At 51.6% G+C, this 16,813-nt stretch carries 12 protein-coding genes and 1 rRNA gene; 6 read left to right on the top strand and 7 right to left on the bottom strand.

Features of this window, described 5'->3' with window-relative positions:
- Positions 1-303: ribosomal RNA gene (locus EI42_RS25930) — 23S ribosomal RNA — on the bottom strand; the annotation flags it as partial.
- Between the two features lie 499 nt (positions 304-802).
- Positions 803-1,180, bottom strand: a complete 378-nt coding sequence (locus tag EI42_RS25925) for a hypothetical protein (RefSeq protein WP_111325548.1) — start codon at positions 1,178-1,180, stop codon at positions 803-805.
- Positions 1,181-2,001: 821 nt separating this feature from the next.
- Between EI42_RS25925 and EI42_RS25920 the strand changes: the two genes are divergently transcribed.
- The 4 genes from EI42_RS25920 to cydC are packed head-to-tail and all read left to right on the top strand — an operon-like array spanning position 2,002 to position 7,945.
- Positions 2,002-3,387, top strand: a complete 1,386-nt coding sequence (locus EI42_RS25920; RefSeq protein WP_111325547.1) for a cytochrome ubiquinol oxidase subunit I — start codon at positions 2,002-2,004, stop codon at positions 3,385-3,387.
- Between the two features lie 22 nt (positions 3,388-3,409).
- Positions 3,410-4,420: a cytochrome d ubiquinol oxidase subunit II gene (gene cydB / locus EI42_RS25915; RefSeq protein ID WP_111325546.1), complete on the top strand. Its 1,011-nt coding sequence runs from the start codon at positions 3,410-3,412 to the stop codon at positions 4,418-4,420.
- Between the two features lie 25 nt (positions 4,421-4,445).
- Positions 4,446-6,191, top strand: a complete 1,746-nt coding sequence (gene cydD / locus EI42_RS25910; RefSeq protein ID WP_111325545.1) for a thiol reductant ABC exporter subunit CydD — start codon at positions 4,446-4,448, stop codon at positions 6,189-6,191.
- Entirely contained in the window at positions 6,188-7,945 is a 1,758-nt protein-coding gene (gene cydC / locus EI42_RS25905; protein ID WP_111325544.1) for a thiol reductant ABC exporter subunit CydC, read from the top strand. The genes cydD and cydC overlap by 4 nt, the downstream gene beginning before the upstream one ends.
- A 68-nt stretch (positions 7,946-8,013) precedes the next feature.
- Here the strand turns inward: cydC and EI42_RS25900 are convergent, their stop codons facing one another.
- Both EI42_RS25900 and EI42_RS25895 read right to left on the bottom strand, forming a co-directional pair.
- Complete coding sequence (locus EI42_RS25900) at positions 8,014-8,865, bottom strand: MBL fold metallo-hydrolase (protein WP_111325543.1); 852 nt, start codon at positions 8,863-8,865, stop codon at positions 8,014-8,016.
- 916 nt (positions 8,866-9,781) lie between these two features.
- Positions 9,782-11,095, bottom strand: a complete 1,314-nt coding sequence (locus EI42_RS25895; RefSeq protein WP_111325542.1) for a pyruvate carboxyltransferase — start codon at positions 11,093-11,095, stop codon at positions 9,782-9,784.
- A gap of 158 nt (positions 11,096-11,253) precedes the next feature.
- Here EI42_RS25895 and EI42_RS25890 point away from each other — a divergent pair, with 158 nt between their 5' ends.
- On the top strand, positions 11,254-12,615 hold the full coding sequence (locus EI42_RS25890; RefSeq protein WP_111325541.1) for a citrate synthase family protein: 1,362 nt from the start codon (positions 11,254-11,256) through the stop codon (positions 12,613-12,615).
- Between the two features lie 12 nt (positions 12,616-12,627).
- Positions 12,628-13,194: a peroxiredoxin family protein gene (locus tag EI42_RS25885; protein ID WP_111325540.1), complete on the top strand. Its 567-nt coding sequence runs from the start codon at positions 12,628-12,630 to the stop codon at positions 13,192-13,194.
- Positions 13,195-13,201: 7 nt separating this feature from the next.
- Here EI42_RS25885 and EI42_RS25880 read toward each other — a convergent pair whose 3' ends face one another.
- The 3 genes from EI42_RS25880 to EI42_RS25870 form a co-directional block, all read right to left on the bottom strand.
- Complete coding sequence (locus EI42_RS25880; RefSeq protein ID WP_111325539.1) at positions 13,202-15,568, bottom strand: ATP-binding response regulator; 2,367 nt, start codon at positions 15,566-15,568, stop codon at positions 13,202-13,204.
- 67 nt (positions 15,569-15,635) lie between these two features.
- Positions 15,636-16,244 (bottom strand): chemotaxis protein CheW, encoded by a 609-nt coding sequence (locus EI42_RS25875; protein WP_111325538.1) that lies wholly within the window; start codon positions 16,242-16,244, stop codon positions 15,636-15,638.
- Positions 16,245-16,259: 15 nt separating this feature from the next.
- Positions 16,260-16,655: a response regulator gene (locus EI42_RS25870; protein WP_111325537.1), complete on the bottom strand. Its 396-nt coding sequence runs from the start codon at positions 16,653-16,655 to the stop codon at positions 16,260-16,262.
- Positions 16,656-16,813: the final 158 nt, after the last annotated feature.

The raw sequence follows: 16,813 nt of genomic DNA, 5'->3' as shown, positions 1-16,813 counted from the left end.
AACCCCACCCGTTCCGAAGAACGAATGGTTTGGGCTCTTCCCGGTTCGCTCGCCACTACTACGGGAATCTCGGTTGATTTCTTTTCGTCGGGTTACTGAGATGTTTCAGTTCACCCACTGCCCTCCACCTTGCCTATGGGTTCAGCAAGGGGTATCCAGACATCACTCTGGATGGGTTGCCCCATTCGGATTCTCAGGGCTCATCGCTTGGATGCAGCTCCCCCTGAACGTTTCGCCGGTCTCCGCGTCCTTCATCGGCGTTTGGCACCTGGGCATCCACCTCGTACTCTTGTGCGCTTGTTCTCTACCTGTTTGCTAAAGAATCTCGACTTCGCTTTTGCTGTCTGATTTTATACTCAGCAAAATTGAAGCATACACTATTCAATTTTCTATGTGCGATGGCGAAGCCAGAAGCTCCACCTGATGTTTTCTTTGTTCTTCTGCCTTTTCCATAACTGTGTCATGGGCATACATATCCCGCGACTCTTAATAATCAGGGGAAATGTTACTGTCCCTTGAAGAACCACATTACCGTGGTACAGTTACAGAAATCGGAGGCCTTTGACTGATTTATTGTCTCAAGCTCTCCATCGAAGGCTTACATAATATCGCATATTCCTGGAAATTTGTCAAGCGTTTTTGGGGGAGATTTTTTTATCTGCTCTTTCTCGAATTCGTCAAAGCCAGCAGGGGATAAAAAAGAGGGAAGCGTATCTGCTTCCCTCGCAAGGATCATTTCTCAATCACTTTGATAATCAGAATAAGAACGACTAAAAAAACGCTTCTACTACTCTGTTTTTTGTTATCTCTCAGAACCAGAGAGCACGGCATCCCGCTGTGTTGTGAGCGTTTCTTCTCCAGGAGAAGCAGCCGCCGGAACAGCCAGGCGGATCGTACGCTCGATCAGATTGACTTTAATCTCCGCTCCAATTTTATTTAAGAGCACCCGTAGAGGCGCAGGCTTACGATCATCAGAGACAGACATCATGCGCATAATCTCAAACTGGACTAAAGGCATTTCACCCTGACAGAGAGTGAAGACATCATAGATGGCCGTTCGTCCATTGGCCCAGGCAGCGCGATGGATCACGTTATATGGCGATTCAGCCTCAACATGTTCCAGCATCACCCGCCACGCCGTCAAGGGATGCCATTCGTAGGTTGTTTGCTTGTTAGACATATGTGATAGTGTACTACTTACGTTTTCCTCGCTCAAGCAAGACATAATACTATAGGACCTCAGTACCAATACAAGGAACGAATCTGAAAAGCGTCTGGTTTCTCATAAAGAGAACGAAACGGATGCACCGCTTTACTATAACAAAAGGAACGAAGAAGCTCTTCCCATCCACCCATCTGTCTTACCGGGAGGAAGCTCATCAAATGAGGGGCTTCACCGGTAAAAACGCAACTACTCCATGCTATCGGCAGATATCCTTTCTTTTTCAACGAGAGAGCGTTCAGCGAGAACTGGCGGCTCTATTGCACTCGCGATAGCAATATACGCAGGGAGAAGCCTTGTGCTTGCGCATCTCTTCTCAGGTCTGCACCAGCATTGATCCGAGAATTCTCTGAAACAGGATACCTCTTTCATTGAACAATACATTTCTTATTCTTCATTCATTTATTCTTCCATTCAGTTTATAGTAATCCTATTTTGCCATGCAGAAAAGTCCATCCTTACAGCACCACCTTAGGGGATACAGTAGAGTTTTTGCGAATTCCCCTAAGGTGTTTTCCGCCCCCCAGCACAGTAGAGCTTTCCGGTCTCTCTAAAGTGTACTGATTACACTAAGGAGTTTTCCGTATGAGTATCCCTACATTGTCAGGTACTTTCCGGATGAGAAAAATCAGGAAAAGGTGGCCTTAAAATATGGAATTCCTCCGATGCCGAGAGAGAGCTTCCTATGGCACTATAGAAGCGACGAGAGAGAAACTGTAACGCAGATAAAGGTTCGTCTTGGGATGGGACGAACAGGTAGGCAAGGAGTTATTGAACACATGGATCCAGTCACACTGGCACGACTACAATTCGGCACAACGATTGTTTACCATTACCTCTTTGTGCCGCTGACGCTTGGGCTCGGCCTTATGATCGCCATAATGGAAACAATCTATGTGCGCAGTGGCAACGACACCTATAAGCGAATGGCCCAATTCTGGGGCAAGCTTTTTCTGATAAACTTTGCGATGGGCGTTGTAACCGGCATTGTGCAGGAATTCCAGTTCGGCATGAACTGGTCTGAGCACTCCCGCTTTGTCGGTGATATTATTGGTGCCCCGCTTGCGATTGAAGGTATCCTTGCATTCTTTATTGAATCAACCTTCCTCGGTCTCTGGATGTTCGGGTGGGGGCATCTGCCGAAAAAGATACACCTTGCGACGATCTGGATGGTTGTCTTAGGCACGCACCTCTCGACCTTCTGGATTCTGGTAGCAAACTCCTTTATGCAGAACCCGGTCGGTTATACGATTCGGAACGGGCGGGCCGAACTGACAGACTTCCAGGCTCTGATTACCAACCCTCAACTCTGGGTACGGCTTCCCCATATCATCGCCGGCGGGCTGGTTACCGGAGCCTTCTTTGTCATAGCGGTGAGTGCATATCACCTGCTTAAGAAGCGAGGTGCAACCGATTTCTTCCATCGTTCGGCCAAAATCGGGATTATTGCGGCTCTGATCGGCAGTATTGTGGTTACCCTTGCCGGTCATTTCCAGGGACAGTATCTGGTCCATATTCAACCGATGAAAACCGCAGCCTCCGAAGGTTTATGGGAAACCGAGAACCCGGCAGGCCTGTCCCTCTTCTCTATTATCGATGAAAAGAATCAGCGTAACATTGTTGATATTCAAATTCCCTTTGGCCTCTCGTTCATGCTGAACAACACCTTCACAGGCGAAGTCAAAGGCATTAAAGACCTGCAAGCGCAATATGAGAATACCTATGGTCCTGGTAACTACATTCCACCGGTCAACGTGTCCTATTGGAGCTTCCGCTTCATGGTCGGCGCGGGCGTGCTCATGATCCTGTTCTCACTTGCCGCGGCCTTCTTGCTCTGGAAAAAGCAGCTTGCACAGAAGCGGTTCTTCCTGATCCTGCTTATCTGTTCGATTGTGCTCCCCTATGTAGCAAACGCTGGCGGCTGGATACTGACCGAAATGGGTCGTCAGCCCTGGCTGGTTTACGGTGTGGAGCAGACCGCGCATGGCGTCTCAACAACCGTCAGTGCAGGAATGATCCTTTTCACGCTAAGCATCTATGTTCTACTGTACGCGGCACTCGCAGTTGTCGATGGATTCATAATGATCAAGTTTGCACGCAAACAAGTCGAGACGGAAGAGATCATTGTGAAGCCCGACGAGATCCATCTGCTTGGTGTGCGGTAGACAGGAAGGAGAACGCACTATTATGGATCTGCATATCCTCTGGTTTATCCTGATCGCCGTCCTGTTTGCCGGTTTCTTCATGCTGGAAGGCTTTGACTATGGCGTCGGTATTCTTCTGCCATTCCTGGGCAAAACGGACGAAGAACGCAGAGTCGTCATTAATTCGATTGGTCCTTTCTGGGATGCGAACGAGGTCTGGCTGATCGTAGCGGGCGGCGCGATGTTTGCCGCCTTCCCGCACTGGTACGCAACGCTCTTCAGCGGCTTCTATATCGCGCTGTTCCTGATTCTGGTAGCGCTTATTCTGCGCGGTGTTGCCTTCGAGTTTCGGAGCAAACATGAGACCAATCGATGGCGTCGCTTCTGGGATGCCATGATCTTTGTGGGAAGTATCGTTCCCAGTTTCCTCTGGGGTGTTGCCATCGCGCACTTTATTGCAGGCGCTCCGATTAATGAGAAGATGCAATACACGGGCACCATCTGGGATCAACTCTCGCCCTTTGCCCTGCTGACCGGCTGCGCCTTTGTAATTATGTTCGCGCTCCACGGAGCCATCTTCCTGAGCTTGAAGACAGAGGCCCCGATCATGGAGCGAGCGCGTCGCGCGGCTCGACGGCTCTGGCTACCCGCCGTTGTTCTGGCCGCAGTGTTTGTCGTCGGTAGCTACCTGAGCAGTAACGCGTTCCAGCGCCTCGATGCTATCCGCGTCGGCGTCCTGGTTATCAGTGCCCTGGCAATTCTTTCGACCGGGCTCCTGCTGCTGACAAAGCGCGAGGGATGGGCGTTTACGATGAGCTGTGTGACCATTCTCCTCACAGCGGTTGTCATCGCGAGCGGCATGTTCCCGAACGTGATGATTTCGACCCTGAATCCGGCCTGGAACCTGACCATCTACAACGCGTCATCGAGCTCATATACACTGCAAATTATTAGCTGGGTCAGTCTGAGCGCCCTTCCGTTTGTGCTCCTCTATCAGGCGTGGAACTACTGGGTCTTCCGCAAACGTGTCGGAGGGCACTCGCTCCACTATTAGCAAACTATAAAGGTGGTAACGCACCATGAAAAAAGACTTTCGCCTGTTACGTCAGGTGCCTCATCTGTGGGCATACATTGCAATCCTTCTGGGAATCAGCACGCTGGCAGGGCTTTTCACCGTTCTTCAGGCGTTCACCACCACCCGCATCATAAACCATGTCTTCCTTGCCAGACAGGCACTCGCTCAGGTAGCGGTGCCTCTGGCATTCTTGCTTGTTGCTATCGTCGGGCGGGCGCTGCTTCACTGGGTCAGTGAAGCGGTTGCGCATTCGGTTGCTGGAACAGTCAAAGCCAGACTCCGCGAACACGTCTTTCAACATGTGCTGGCTCTAGGACCAGCCTATACCCGTGGTGAACGCAGTGGCGAATTGACGACCACGCTGACTGAAGGGATTGAAGCAATTGACGCTTACTTCAGTCAGTATATTCCTCAGGTTATTACAACTGTTATCATTACTGGCCTGATGCTGGTTGTTGTCTTCTTCTTCGACACGCTTTCCGGGATCGTGCTGCTGGTCACCCTGCCGCTGCTCCCCTTCTTTATGATCCTGATCGGGAAAACAGCGGACGCGCTGACCAAAAAGCGCTGGTCCGAAATGAGCCTGATGAGCGCTCACTTTCTCGATGTGCTGCAAGGGCTGACGACGCTCAAACTGTTTGGACGCAGTAAGGAACAGCGAGAAAGCGTGAAGATTGTCAGCGAGCGCTACCAAACAGCAACCATGAAGGTCTTACGGATTGCCTTTGTCTCATCGCTGGTTATGGAACTGGGCGCGACCATCAGTACAGCCATCATCGCGGTCGAGATTGGTCTGCGACTGCTCTACGGGATGATGCCATTTGAACAGGCTTTCTTCATTCTGTTGCTCACCCCGGAATTCTACCTGCCCATGCGCTCATTGAACAGCCAGTTCCATGCCAGTATGAACAGCGCCGCAGCAGCACAACGCCTCTTCGATATTCTGGAAATACCGCTTCCCGCGCACCACACGCCAGCGGCGCCGCAGATACCAACGCTGCAAGCACAGCTCTCGCTTCATAACCTCAGCTATAGCTATGCACAGGAGGAAGAAGGGCAACCAGCCGTGCAGCATGTTTCTTTCGATATTCGCGCAGGCGAGACCGTGGCGCTGGTCGGCCCCAGTGGCGCAGGCAAGAGCACGCTAGCTCAATTGTTACTACGGTTTCTGGAACCAGATAGCGGTGAAATTCTGGCTGATGGCGCACCCATCCACCTGTTTCGGGCAAAAGACTGGCGACAACTGGTAGCCTGGGTGCCACAACATCCCTACCTGTTCAATATGAGCATTGCAGATAATATTCGTATCGGGCGTCCAGAGGCAACCCGGGAAGAGGTCATTGAAGCCGCGCGAAAAGCGCACTTACACGACTTCATTCAATCACTGCCCCAGGGATATGATACGGTCACAGGCGAACGCGGCGCACGGCTGAGCGGCGGACAGGCCCAACGTCTTAGTCTGGCACGAGCCTTTCTTAAAGATGCCCCTTTCCTGCTGCTTGACGAGGCAACGTCAACCCTTGATCCCGATACTGAAGCTCAGATCTTACAGGCAATCGAGACGCTACGACGCGGGCGCATGGTGCTGGTGATAGCGCACCGACTCAATACCGTGTATACCGCAGATCGCATTGTCGTGCTGCAAGCAGGACGGGTAGCCGCCAGCGGAACCCATAGTGAATTGATACAGCGCTCCGAGCTGTATCGGCAACTGGTAAGCGCCTATAACCAGGAGGAGGCAACGTTATGAAGCATACAACAGCACGGCTGCTCGCTTTGATCATGCCCGTCAGAAAGTGGATGCTTGGCTCCATCTTCTTTGGCGCACTGACAGTTGCCAGCGGCATTGGCCTGATGGGCACATCGAACTTTCTGATTTCAATGGCGGCGCTCCATCCATCGATAGCGGCGCTAAACGTTGCCATTGTCGGTGTGCGCTTCTTCGGCATCGCTCGGGGAGTGTTTCGCTACGCCGAACGCCTGACAACGCATGAGGCAACGCTGCGCCTGCTGACCAACCTGCGAGTCTGGTTCTACGCGGCGATAGAGCCACTTGTACCAGCAGCATTCTCGCAAAATAAGCAGAGCAGCGGCGATATACTCTCGCGCGTTGTCTCGGACATTGATACGCTGCAAAACTTCTATACGCGGGTGATCGCGCCTCCGTTGATCGCGATTCTGATTGGTATCGGTGTCTTTCTCTTCCTGGGAGCCTATGCCGGAATTTTCGCGCTGACCTACATCGCGTTCTATCTGGTTATTGGTCTGCTGGTCCCCTTTGTGACCCATAAACTCAGCCGTCATACAGGCGAGCAGATTGTCCAAATACGAGCACAATTATCCTCATACCTGGTGGATGGCATTCAAGGAATGGCCGATCTGGTCGCCTTTGGCATGGAAGAAAGGCAGCTCGCCCAGATCCAGAAGCTGAATAACCAGCTCATAAGTCTACAGAAGCGGCTGGCGCATATGCGTGGTCTCCAAGCGACAATCACAAACCTGCTTATTAATGTGACAGGCGTGCTGATCCTGCTGCTGGCGATCCCGATGGTGTTGAACGGGCAACTGAACGGCTTTATGCTTGCGCCTCTCATGCTTGCGACCATTGCCAGCTTTGAGGCAGTTCAACCGCTACCTGCGGCATGGCAGGATCTGGGAAGCAACCTTCAGGCCGCGAAACGCCTCTTTGAGGTTGCCGATACTCCTGCAACTATCAAAGAGCCAGAGCAAGCAGGGCCAGAGCCTCGGCGTTATGATATTCAACTGAAAGACATTACATTTCGATATACTCCTGAAGATATGCCCGCCCTGCATCACATTGATCTGGATATTCCTGATGGTTCCTGTGTAGCTCTGGTTGGTGTGAGTGGGGCAGGAAAATCCAGCGTGTTGCGCTTGCTTCTGCGCTTCTGGGAGTATCAGGAAGGAGCAATCACCCTGGGCGGCTACGATCTCCGCCGCTTTCGGCAGGAAGATATTACTCGCATAACCAGCGTCGTTTCTCAGGAGACCTACCTGTTCAACACAACCATTCGAGAGAATCTGCTTCTCGCACGGCCTGAAGCCACAGAAGAGGAGCTTATTCGCGCAGCGAAGCAGGCCCAGATTCATGACTTTATCAGTGGACTTCCTGAGGGCTATGATACCCGTGTCGGTGAGCAGGGCTATCGTTTCAGTGGAGGCGAGCGGCAACGCCTTGCCATTGCCCGGGCCTTCCTAAAGGATGCGCCCATTGTGCTCCTGGATGAGCCCACAGTCAACCTTGATCCGGTCTCTGAACGAAAGGTACTTCAGGCGATCCGCGAGCTCCGCAAAGGGCGCACCACCGTGTTGATTACCCATCGCTTGATTGACATGGATATGGCCGACACAATTGCGGTCTTCCAGGAGGGCCAGATTGTTGAACGCGGAACCCATCAAGAGCTACTGCGTCAGGAAGGAATGTACTGGAGACTGTGGAAGCAGCAGCATAGTATGCTGGCCTCCAGACTTGAAATCGCCTGAAATCACGCTCTGTATCGTCCTCACAAAAGAAGGCCGGCGTGAGTAAACACCGGCCTTCTTTTTGTCGGTTATTGTTGCGCTCCCTCGATCGCCTCCGGCCTGAGACTCAAGGGAGTCTGCAAGGCTTTGATATAGCGTTCTGCCGAGCGCTGTACAGCATTATAGGCATCTGCTGCAACATATTTCTCGAACCAGGCACCGTACAACCGCTCAAATGGATAGGCGGCCACCGCTTTGCTCATGCGCTCCACCTCGGAGGCGGGCAGGGGAATCATATTGGGATAGCTATACATAAAGGTGAGCCAGCGCCGATCAGAAACCACCTGAATAATATCTCCACTGAGCAACAGCCCTTTCCCTTCGGCTCCCTGTGCCCAGTGCAGCACCGTTCCACCGGCGAAATGACCACCAAGCCGAAGTAGCGTGATCCCCTCCATTAGCTTCAGGGTGTCCCCAGACCAGAGCGTAATCGATGGGTCAGAACGCATAATCCAGTGCTTATCGGCCTCATGGAGATAGATCGTTGCATGAAAGCGCTTTGCAATATCCACCATGCCTGTATAGTAGTGCGGATGCGAGATGGCAATAGCCTTGATACCACCATGTGATTCAATAAACTCAGCCGTCTGCTCATCGATGAACGGGATACAATCCCAGAGCACATTTCCCTGAGGTGTCTGCACCAGCAGAGCGCGTTGACCGATAGCAAAGGTGGGAGTAATACCGATGCCGATTAAGCCCGGCTCATGCTCAACAATTTTATTTTGATGCCCTTTCGCCCGCAACTCTTCAATCGTGGTCCACTGCTGCCCGTTATAGCCAACATACTGCCGGTCATCTTCACATACCGGACAATGAGCAGGAGGCTGCTCGCTCTCAGAAAATTGTGCGCCGCAAGTCGCACAGACCCAGTTCTTCATATAATCTCATCCTTTCCCACAAGGAAGTGTATCGCTTCTCCTCTCCGATCCCCTCACAACGCCTATTCTAGCATAGTGCCAGTGCAGAAGCACCGGCTAACAGGGCAGTATGCATCTCCCTTTTGGACAGTTCTTTGAGGCACTACTGTTTCACGTGAAACATTTCCTTTGCACTCCCTTTTCTGAATCCCTGATGTTTCACATGAACCAGGCAAAAGAGGATCTATCGGATTGTGGTTTGCACTCTTGTTTATCTTACAGTTACTTCTGTCGGTCTTGTTTATTTGTATTATATGACAATAAAATTGGTGAAATTGCCGTAATTAACCCCAAATCATGCGTAATAAGGTATACAACTACGCACATTATTTTACTATAAACAGTACTCGTATGTATGTGCTGATGTCATATTTTAAGTGTTTCATCAGTCGTGTTTTTTTCTTTGTTGATTTTTTCGCAGTAGTACGCTTCGAACACTGCTGCTTCGATATTCTGGACATAGAGAATACTCCCTTCTTTAAGAAAGAAAGACTCTAAAAACTTTATAGGCTTTAAGGAATATTGTTTATCTAACGGTTAGAAACTACTATCTTGTATTCCAAAAATGGCTACTTCTATCGTAAGTAGTATTTACAGAAAGAGAACCCTCACTCCCACAAATAAAGGCTTGAGAAATGCTAGTTGTGGGTTGAGAGGCGGGGGAAATCAGGGGAATTATCTATTTAACGGGAATTATTACACCCATGAAAAATATATTGATCTGAGTGCTACACATGTTAAAGCGTAGAATCATGGGTAATACCATTGACTTCACTGCTGAGCCCAGTGTTTCACGTGAAACATTCGGATTCGAGAAAAGAGAAAAGCTGGACATCCGAAGATATCCAGCTTCCGCATTGAGATAAAGGATATACAATCAAGCAGGCACATTGCCGAGATGCTGTTCCACGATTGGGTGTAGCTCTTCCCACTCCACACTTGTCTGTCGTCCGTTGTCGAATTCGCCAATCAGCCAGTTGTGAATAGCAAGCAAGCGGGGATCATCTTTTGCGAGTTCAAGGCCCATATGTTGCCGAATCACAAAGATCAAGCCAGCAAGTCCGCTCTCTTTTGTTAGAGATACTTCCAGCGGGCGCCCAAGTAACTGAGGGACATTAAAGGGGGCATACATCCACCAGAACTTATTCAGGCCATCGGCATGGACGCCAGCGCGGGTCCGATGCGCATCTTTTCCATACAGCGGATACTTGGGCGGAATCGGTTCGCCCATTTCGGCGTAGAGTTCAGTCAACTCATTCAAGACCGTAAAATCGGGCCGCTGCTCCTGAAAATAGCCCATGCCAAGCACATGTAACAGCACGCCTTCCAGTGGCGCATTGCCAGTACGCTCGCCCTTACCAAGCAGGGTGCCATTAATCACAGAACAACCGGCTCGAATAGCGGCCAGACAGTTCGCCACAATCAGCCAGGTATCATTATGCGGATGGAATTCCAGATCTTCAGATTGTATGCCAAGCGTGCAAATTTCCTTAATAAGCCGGGGTACACTTCGAGGCAGAGCCACATCTTCATAGGGAAGACCCAGACCCATCGTATCGCAGACGCGAATCTTCGGGCGTAGCTCATTTCCATAAGGAGCCGCCAGTTCCTGTACTGCCTCGATAAAGGGCTTGATGAAGTCCATCGGAGCTCGTGTTGCGTCTTCCAGATGGAGGCGCGGGCGGATACCGGCCTCAAGCGTCAGCCGGACTGCTTCCAGATACGTCTGTGCTGCCTGATTGCGTCCACCGGGCTTGAACTTATGGAACGTATGATAATCAGAAGAGGAGGCCAGCATTCCGGTTTCACGAATGCCGAGACTCTGAATCAACGCGACATCTCTGGCAGTCGCACGAATCCAGGTAGTTGGTTCGATGGGTGCCCCCGCACGATACCGCTCTAGAGCACCTTCCAATGCCTTACGATCAGAAGGACGATAGACAAAAAACTCAGCCTGGCGAATCGCTTTTGATGCCCCGGAAAAACGGCACATAATATCGTAAATGCGCAGGCTCTGTTCGGTAGTCAAAGGAAGACCACCCTGCTGCCCATCACGGTGCGTCGTCTCAGTCATCCAGACGTCGGCAGGCAAAGTTGCCGGGCGTTCAGTCCAGACATAGGCAGGGAAGGCATCACGCGGAAAACTCTCAAGAAAGTACTCCGGTTGCTCCGGATCAGGAATAGTTCGCATCAACGCTGATCTCCTTTATCACAACATCATTGTCTATTTTTATCTCCCCTGCCAGCCACATCAACACGATCCATTACCTTTACTGTAGTGAATTGACATCAACCCTGTCAAGGTTGATAATACAGTCAATGTAAGATGGTTTCTCAGGAAGCGCTCTAGTGACGCCAACCTCGATCTATGCTATTTTCTTTGTAGAAGTTCTGACATTGCGGAAGAAGGGACAGGAAACGATGGTAGAAGGACGGCATTATTTGACAGCACGAGAGGTTGCCAGCACACTAGGTGTTAGCCTCGAAACAGTCTATGCATATGTGAGCCGAGGAAAATTGCGCCCGGTTCCGGAATCGGAACGTATTGGCTATTTTCGCGTGCTGGCCGCACGTGAAGGGCATAGCGAAGACTGGCTCAAAAAGCAGGTACAGAAGAGCAAGCTCTATCTCGCTGAGGACGTACAGCGCTTGCTTGATCGCAAATCGTATCGTAAAGACCCGATTCCTCTGACGAACGGAGCCATTCACTGGGGCACGCCTGTATTGGAGTCGGCATTGACCCAGATTACAGAGACCGGGCTGTATTATCGAGGACAGGATGTCGCGAAGCTGGCCGCCGAATGCAGTATTGAACAGGTCGCGGCACTGCTCTGGAGCGGAGAAAGTGCCAATGAGACTGAGATCTTTACCACACAGACAGCGCTCCCCCTGCAACACTACCTTGATACCATCAAACGAATGGGTGAAGAGCTGGCTCCACTGCAAAGATTGCAAATCGCGCTGGCACTGGCAATGAAGGATGATCTCGCTTCGTATGATCTCGATACCCAATCGCTCAATCTGATGCGTACAGGAGCGCGCATCTTGAAGCTGCTGGTTGCCGTTGCCACCGACAACAGCCAGATCACCGGCTCCCTTGCCGCCCATCTTCAGGAAACCTGGCGTCCCGATGCTCCGGCCACGCAGCAACTCTTCAATGCCGCACTTATTGCCAGTGCGGATCACGAGCTCAACGCCTCGTCATTTACAGCGCGTGTTGTGGCTTCAGCAGATGCTCAACCCTACCTTGTGGTTACGGCTGGATTGGCAGCCTTGCAGGGCTTCAAGCATGGAGGGAGTATTATGCTGGTTGAAAGCTTGCTACGTGAGATCGGGACAGAGCCACTGGCCCGCCAGGTTGTCGCCTCGCGTCTGAAACGGGGTGAATGTATTCCCGGTTTCGGCCATCGGCTCTATGCCAACGGTGATCCCCGAGGGGCGATTCTGCTGCATCAGCTTGAACAGGACTATCAGCATCACCCGGCGATGCGGCTGATCCACGCGACTATTGAGGCCGTCTATGCACTGACAGGGAAACGCCCGAGTCTGGATCTGGGGCTTGTTGCGTTAGCACATGTGCTGGGCCTGCCCGAAGGAAGCGCTCTGACGCTCTTTGCACTCGGTCGCACAGTTGGTTGGATCGGGCACGCGCTTGAACAATATCAAACGAAGCAGATCATTCGGCCCCGAGCGCGCTATGTAGGGGTATAAAAGGGGAATCCCATGCAAGCAAAAACCATTATGCGCCTGAGCGCTGCCCTGATTGCCGTAGGAACCATCCTCCTGATTATCATTGGGCTACTTCAACCAGCACAGAAAACCGGACTCCTTCCCACAACAGAGAGCAGGCAGGGAGATACTATCGTTGGCTCGAAGCCGGGAAATGCCGCGCCTAATTTTACCCTGCCTGCTTATACAGGCAAGAATATCAGCTTGAGCGATCTTCGTGGAAAAACCGTCATACTTAATTTTTGGAGCATGAGCTGTGCCAGTTGTCTGATCGAAATGCCAGATCTTCAACAGGCATATTATGAACTCAAAGAACACAGAAACGATATTGTGTTGCTTGGTGTCGAAGCTCGCGAAGATGACGCCAGCCAATTTCTTGAAAAGCGGCATCTTACCTTCCCAATCGTAAAAGACCAGGATGCCAGTGTCTGGCAGCGCTACAACATTCGGGGCATACCGACAACGTTCCTTCTCGATCGCAATGGCATTATCAAGCAGGTGCACGAGGGACCACTATCAGCAGATATGCTCAAAGCGCTTTTGCGACAACATGGCCTCTAGCGCTCTATTAGACTGGCAATGAGAGATAGCGCCGAACCGTTGTAAGCAGATCATCCAGAGCGACCGGTTTTGTCAGGTAGGCATGAGCCCCTAGCTCTCGCGCCCGCTTCTTATGTTTCTCTGAAGAGCGCGAGGTCAGCATCACTATCTTGACCTCGGCCAGCTCGGGATAGAGTTGCATCGTGTTCAGCACATCATACCCATTTAGATTGGGCATCTCGATATCCAGCAAAAAGACATCTGGAATATGCTCAAGCAACTGCTGAAGCGCTTCTAGCCCGTCACTGGCTTCCAGCACAACAAAACCCTCCCGTTTCAGCGCCTGTAGAAAGGTCTGGCGTTGCGACACCGAATCGTCCGCAATCAGCACAGTCGGCTGGCGTAACGGTTGCCCGACCGATGCATGTGGTTCCCCTCCATTGCGCCGCATAGAAACAGAGGACGCAATCAGCTTTGAGAGATCCAGGTGTAGCAAGACGCTCCCCTTGCCATCTTCTGCGGTTGCGCTGATACCCGGGCGCTGAAGATAGGGAGGTAAACGCTTCATCATCACATGCAGTATTCCAACAACCTCATCAACCTTCACGCCAACGCGCATATGTGAGCCGCCAACCTGCTCTAATATCAGCACCGTAGGCACACGCTTTTCCGCTTCTGTGGCAGCAGGAAGGGCTAGCAGATCATTCAAATAATAGGTGCGGTCCAGCGCTTCGCCCTTGCCATCAGAAACACGCTGTATCTGCGCAAGCGAGACCACCATATGTTGATCTCCGGCTCGTATCAGCAAACAGCGTTGCTTCCCACGCAAAACAGGGACACGCACCTGAAAGCTGATGCCACCAATATCATTACGCGACAGGGTGATTGAGCCGTGCAGACTCTGGATAGCGGGTTGAACGTGTTCCAGCGCCCCCCCATGAACACTCATAGAAAACCCAATTTCCAGCCAGATCTCACCGTTATGTGTTGAAGCATGCAAGCGGATTGAATGCTCCTTTTCGGAAACGGTGAGATCATCTTCCAGCACGCCAGCAAGGCAGGTATGCATCAGGTGAACCAACGGCTCAAACAGGGCCATCAGAATCTCATAATCAACTTCTAGCGTCTCCCCCTGTAGATCCAGGTGCACGCGATTCTGAAGCACCGGGTAGAGTCCAACAATCGTAGCCAGTCGATCAAAGAGTACGCGTAGCGGGGTCAACCGAAGCTGGTGGACGCTCTGCTGTGCCTGCTCCGATTGCTGCATATACTCCTGTAGAATTTGTTGTAGTCGAGCATAGGCCGTCTGTACTCGTGCGGTCGCAACCGAGACATCCATGATTGCTTCAGACAGTGACCGAAAGAGCAGATCTTTATCGGTATAGCGCTCAATGTCCAGCGTATCCCAGGTTTCAAGCTTCTCCAGTGGAACCTGTTGTTTGCTCTCAGTAGTCTCGGGTGCTCTGTTCTGTCGCATCTGTTTCATTTGTAAGATGCGGTTAATCAATGATGAGGAGGCCGAGAGTTCCTGTGCAGGATGAAGCGGGATCTCGTTAAACAGCAGGGTCGAAAGCGAAGGCTCAAGTCGGCGCAGACGCGTGCGAGCAGCCTGTAAGTCCTGTAGAGCAGACTGTACCTGTAATTGCGCGTTTTCCAGAGCTGAATGCAAGTCAACAACGCGATCAGCCTGCGCAATCAATTGACCAAGTCGTTCGTCCCAGAATCTTTGCTCGGGCTGTGGAAGCTGCGTCACGTCGTTTCGAGCTTCCGAAGAATGCGCTGCTTCAGGTGCTGGTTCTCCCCTGATGTTCAGTTCATCCAGGCGAGCAAGCAACTCGTGCAACGGAGTTTCGGGTTCCTGCCCGGCATTCATAATCTCCTCAACGGTCCGGGCGAGCGCTCCAGCAGCGGTATCGAGCACACCGAGGGCCTCGGCCCCGACGATTTCCCCCTTCAATACCCGTTCTGCCAGAAGCTCAGTCTGATCACCAATGGCGGAGAGGTGGGTGAAGCCAACCGCGCCAGATGTACCACGAATCTTATGTGCAGCTCGCTTGATAGCGTTCCAGCCCGACAGATCGGCAGGGTGGGCCAAAAGGTGTGTGAGAGCATGCTGTACCTTCGCCAGGTCTTCCACAACCTCCGAGACAAAAATAGTCAGGATATCGTCGTCATTTTCCCCCTCAGCAGGTGACGAAATCTCGTTCGCTCCAGTTGCAGAGGAGGGGAGCCGTGAATCATCCATCTCCTCAAACGCTCTCAGAACGGCCAGATCATCCTCGGTCAGGGTCTCCTCATGGGGATAATCAGAGTCTGGCTCGTCCTCCTGCCATCTTTCAAAATCCTCATACATGGTGATCCTGGCAGATTCCTGCACAATGCAGGAAAATGCCATCTTCCTCCTGCGCTCTATCGCTCAACCAGGTGTAGCGAGAAATACAATCGTTCGGGGCAGCATCTCCTTACAAGGCCTCAACATCTCTCATTCCTCCGCTCAGTTGCTGCACAATCTCGGGGAGAAGAGCACCTATATCCAGCAACAGGGTCTGCTCTTCCAGGAGTGTTTCAACGCCCCGCACCATCTTGAGGGCTGTGGGCGGAAGATGGTTGAAAGGCGTATCGGCGCCAGCAGGAAGAATCTGCTGAGCATCCAGCGTCAGCGCAACAACTGTAGAGACCAGGAAGCCAACCGAAAGCTGATCCTTCTGCACAACCAGAAGGGAACCATCACGCGCATCGCCAGATGCAGGTGCGCGCCAGAGATACATATTCAGGTCTACAACCGGGATCGTTTCGCCATGCCAGCTTATCAACCCGAGCAACCAGGGAGGAGAAAAAGGGAGTTGCGCGCAGGCAGGTAGGGGAAAAATGACCTCGCGCACAGGCTGTTGTGGAAGGATACAGGGGCCACGCCGAAGCGTGCACAACAGGTACTGCTGAGCAGCCGAGGGGACAGCAGTAGGAGAACTCTGCGCGGCCTCAGACGCCAGTTGCCAGAACTCCTCATCACTGATGTGCTCAAGGGAGTGAGCATAAAAACGAACGGGACCAATCCCGGAATCACTCTCCATACAAGAAACCTGTCACTATTTAGAAATAGGGGAACCTAGATGCGACTCAACAATAGCAACCACTTCTTGCGTTTTAAAGGGCTTGGTAATATAATCCTTAGCCCCGGCAAGGCGGCCTTTCAAGCGATCGATGACACCATCACGGCGTGAGAGCATCACAATGACAGTATTGGCAAACTGAGGTTTATTTTTCAGGCGACGAGCAACCTCATATCCATCTACTTTCGGGAGACCTATATCCAGCAGAACAAGATCAGGAACCTGTGCATCCGAATTGGTTGTTAGCCAGCGCATTGCATCGACACCATCATTGAAGCTGCACACCTGAAAGCCAGCGCGGCCCAGACATGTCTCAATGATCTTGCGCACCGTTGCGGAGTCATCTATAACCATTACCAGTTTATTGCTCATGCTAGTATCCTCTTTCTCTACAACCCATCTACCCACCAATTGTACCCAATTTACAGGCAAATACACAAGAGAAGAAAACGGCCAGATGGAGAGAAAGAAGGTTTCTTCCTCTCCAGCGGCTGTATCACTGAGTATCAACCAATCTCTAAAAGACACAT

This window comes from Thermosporothrix hazakensis (assembly GCF_003253565.1).
Lineage (GTDB): Bacteria > Chloroflexota > Ktedonobacteria > Ktedonobacterales > Ktedonobacteraceae > Thermosporothrix > Thermosporothrix hazakensis.
Note: the sequence above shows the minus strand (reverse complement) of the source record. Positions and strands in the feature narration are given on the sequence as shown.

Bases quoted from the DNA above. Each gene is read 5' to 3' on its own strand.
- EI42_RS25875 (WP_111325538.1), bottom strand. From the start codon at position 16,244: ATGGAGAGTGATTCCGGGATTGGTCCCGTTCGTTTTTATGCTCACTCC.
- EI42_RS25895 (WP_111325542.1), bottom strand. From the start codon at position 11,095: ATGCGAACTATTCCTGATCCGGAGCAACCGGAGTACTTTCTTGAGAGT.
- cydC (WP_111325544.1), top strand. From the start codon at position 6,188: ATGAAGCATACAACAGCACGGCTGCTCGCTTTGATCATGCCCGTCAGA.
- EI42_RS25880 (WP_111325539.1), bottom strand. From the start codon at position 15,568: ATGGCATTTTCCTGCATTGTGCAGGAATCTGCCAGGATCACCATGTAT.
- EI42_RS25925 (WP_111325548.1), bottom strand. From the start codon at position 1,180: ATGTCTAACAAGCAAACAACCTACGAATGGCATCCCTTGACGGCGTGG.
- cydD (WP_111325545.1), top strand. From the start codon at position 4,446: ATGAAAAAAGACTTTCGCCTGTTACGTCAGGTGCCTCATCTGTGGGCA.
- cydB (WP_111325546.1), top strand. From the start codon at position 3,410: ATGGATCTGCATATCCTCTGGTTTATCCTGATCGCCGTCCTGTTTGCC.
- EI42_RS25900 (WP_111325543.1), bottom strand. From the start codon at position 8,865: ATGAAGAACTGGGTCTGTGCGACTTGCGGCGCACAATTTTCTGAGAGC.
- EI42_RS25885 (WP_111325540.1), top strand. From the start codon at position 12,628: ATGCAAGCAAAAACCATTATGCGCCTGAGCGCTGCCCTGATTGCCGTA.
- EI42_RS25870 (WP_111325537.1), bottom strand. From the start codon at position 16,655: ATGAGCAATAAACTGGTAATGGTTATAGATGACTCCGCAACGGTGCGC.
- EI42_RS25920 (WP_111325547.1), top strand. From the start codon at position 2,002: ATGGATCCAGTCACACTGGCACGACTACAATTCGGCACAACGATTGTT.